At 65.1% G+C, this 2,172-nt stretch carries 3 protein-coding genes; 1 reads left to right on the forward strand and 2 read right to left on the reverse strand.

Annotation, left to right across the window (positions count from 1 at the left end; all coding sequences use genetic code 11):
• On the forward strand, window positions 1-564 hold a 564-nt coding region (locus tag Q4F91_RS13405), incomplete at its 5' end, for an FAD-binding protein (RefSeq protein WP_303338233.1).
• A gap of 168 nt (window positions 565-732) precedes the next feature.
• Here Q4F91_RS13405 and Q4F91_RS13410 read toward each other — a convergent pair.
• Window positions 733-1,131: a hypothetical protein gene (locus Q4F91_RS13410; protein ID WP_303338234.1), complete on the reverse strand. Its 399-nt coding sequence runs from the start codon at window positions 1,129-1,131 to the stop codon at window positions 733-735.
• 382 nt (window positions 1,132-1,513) lie between these two features.
• On the reverse strand, window positions 1,514-2,172 hold a 659-nt coding region (locus tag Q4F91_RS13415; RefSeq protein ID WP_303338235.1), incomplete at its 5' end, for a DNA-binding transcriptional regulator.

A 2,172-nucleotide genomic window follows, 5' to 3' on the forward strand; every position in this document is an offset into this window, starting at 1 on the left:
ATCATCAACGAAGCGAAGACCTACGTCGAGATGGCGAAGGAACTCCCCGTCATCACCCGCGACAACTGGGCCTACATCGTGATCGACTCGTCGGTGCTCGAGAACGACACCGTCGCCACGCGCCTTGACCGCTACCGCGCGAAGAAGGCCCCGATCTTCCAGGGCAACACCTTCGCCGAGCTCGCCCGTGCGATCGGCATGGACGAGAAGGTGCTCACGAAGACCCTCGAGGACTACAACAAGGCGGTCGAGAGCGGCAAGGCCGGCGACATGAACCCGCCCAACACGCTCAAGGCCCCGAGGCTCCTCTCGAAGGCGCCGTTCCTCGCGCTCCCGTTCCAGGGCGGCATGACCGCGACCTTCGGCGGCCCGAAGATCAACGCCAAGGGCCAGGTCCTCAACGCCGAGCAGCAGCCGATTCCCGGCCTCTACGCCGCGGGCAACGCGATCGGCGGCCTCTTCTACTACAACTACATCGTGGGCTCGCAGCTCACCGCCGCCGTGATCTTCGGCCGTCACGCCGCGCAGGACATGGCCGCGCGCGCGAAGAAGGCGAAGGCCTGATTCGTCTCAACGGTCTGATCTGAGAAGAGGCGGGAGGCGCTCCCCGGAGCCGCCCGGGTGCCTTCCGTTTCACTCGCTCAGATCCGCTCCTTCTCTCTAAAGCAGGGCGTTCCGGCCGGTTTCCCGAAGCCGCCGGGACGCTTGTTTTTCAAGTCCGCACCGGGTCGCTCAGCTCGACACCGCCCGCCGGATGTCGCGTTTCACGCCAAGCCACTCCGCCAGGATGCGGAGGAACATCCAGATGCCGAGGCCGCCCGAGAGCGCGCCGGGAATGTTGACGAGGAGCGGGATCTCGTGCACGCCCGTCTCGCGGCACCAGCCGAGCCCCGCGAGATGAATGAGCGCGAGGACGAGCACCGGCCAGAGCAGACGGACAATGCGGCTGCAGCGATGCCGGCGGCTCCGGATGTGACGGACGTCAAGCTGCCAGGCACGGAGCAGGGCCTCCTTGAGAGCCGTGATGGCAAACAGAAACGACGAGACAGCGAGCACCACGCCCGCCACACAGAGCACCGGTCCGCAGTTGCGGCGCAGTTCATCAAGGAAGATTGCCCAGTTCCAGTTCATCGCATTCCCTCTGGCGCCCGGGGAGACTGCATGTCCTTTCCCCCTCGGCTTCAAGGGAGGGCGGAAAATGCTTTGGGCGCGCTGTATACATCCTAGCAGTAACAGCGATGAAAAAGCAATATGTCCGATATAGACGACAAACGGAATTTGTCGCGCAGGCAGGACGGCCGCGGCATTGCTTCGGGCGGAGGAGAATGAACCCCACGGGCGTCCGAAAAGTCCGGCCCGGGATGACCCGGCCGGGCAGGGGAGGGAAGCTCAGAAACATACCGCCCGCGGCTCAGGGGAGACGCGGGCGGGGAAACTGCGCGCTCAGGGAAGGCGCGCCGGAGAGAAGGCGGCCGCTCCGTGCGGTCCGCCTCACATCCTCATGGCTCAGCGCTCAGACATCAAGCGCCTTGCGGCCATTCTTCCAGAGGAGCCTGAGCGCGATGAGGGCCGGGCCCTTGGCGACGCCCTGGCCCTGCTCCCACTTCGCGACGGTGCTCTCGGAGACGTCGAGGCGGATCGCGAGCGAGGCGCGCGAGACGCGCAGACGGCGCCTCAGTTCAACGACCTCCTTCGCCCCGAAGACCTCCGGCACGCCGGAAGTCTTCCTCTCCTTTTCCTCCGCCTTCGCCGGCTCCGCAGGCGCCTCCCGGATCAGTCCTCTCGCCTCGTCCATGCGGCGCGCCTCCTCCACCATCACCCGGAAGGCCTCCTCGCCGCAGACATCGATGAAGGCAAGCGCGACCGACACCTGAATCGAGATCGACGAGGGATCGTCGAGCCACCGATAGACGCTGCGGCGCGTCATGCCGATCAGTTCTCCGAGGGTGGAGAGAGGAATGCCGAGGTTCGCGGCGATGCGGCGGATGTCCTGCGCGTCAAGACGGCGCCAGCCGATCTGACCGTCCTGAAAGGCCTCGACGCCTTCCTCAAAGGAACGCAGGTCGCTCGGATCGAACGCCTCGGAAAATTCGGCGTCATTCGGAGAAATCAGAGGATTCATGAGAGAGAGGGGAGAGGGTGCCCGCCAGAGGCGGAGGATTAAAAATTTAT

This window comes from Sutterella sp., from assembly GCF_030539355.1.
Lineage (GTDB): Bacteria > Pseudomonadota > Gammaproteobacteria > Burkholderiales > Burkholderiaceae_F > Sutterella.

Coding starts and splice junctions, on each gene's coding strand:
- Q4F91_RS13410 (WP_303338234.1), bottom strand. CDS start 1,131: ATGAACTGGAACTGGGCAATCTTCCTTGATGAACTGCGCCGCAACTGC.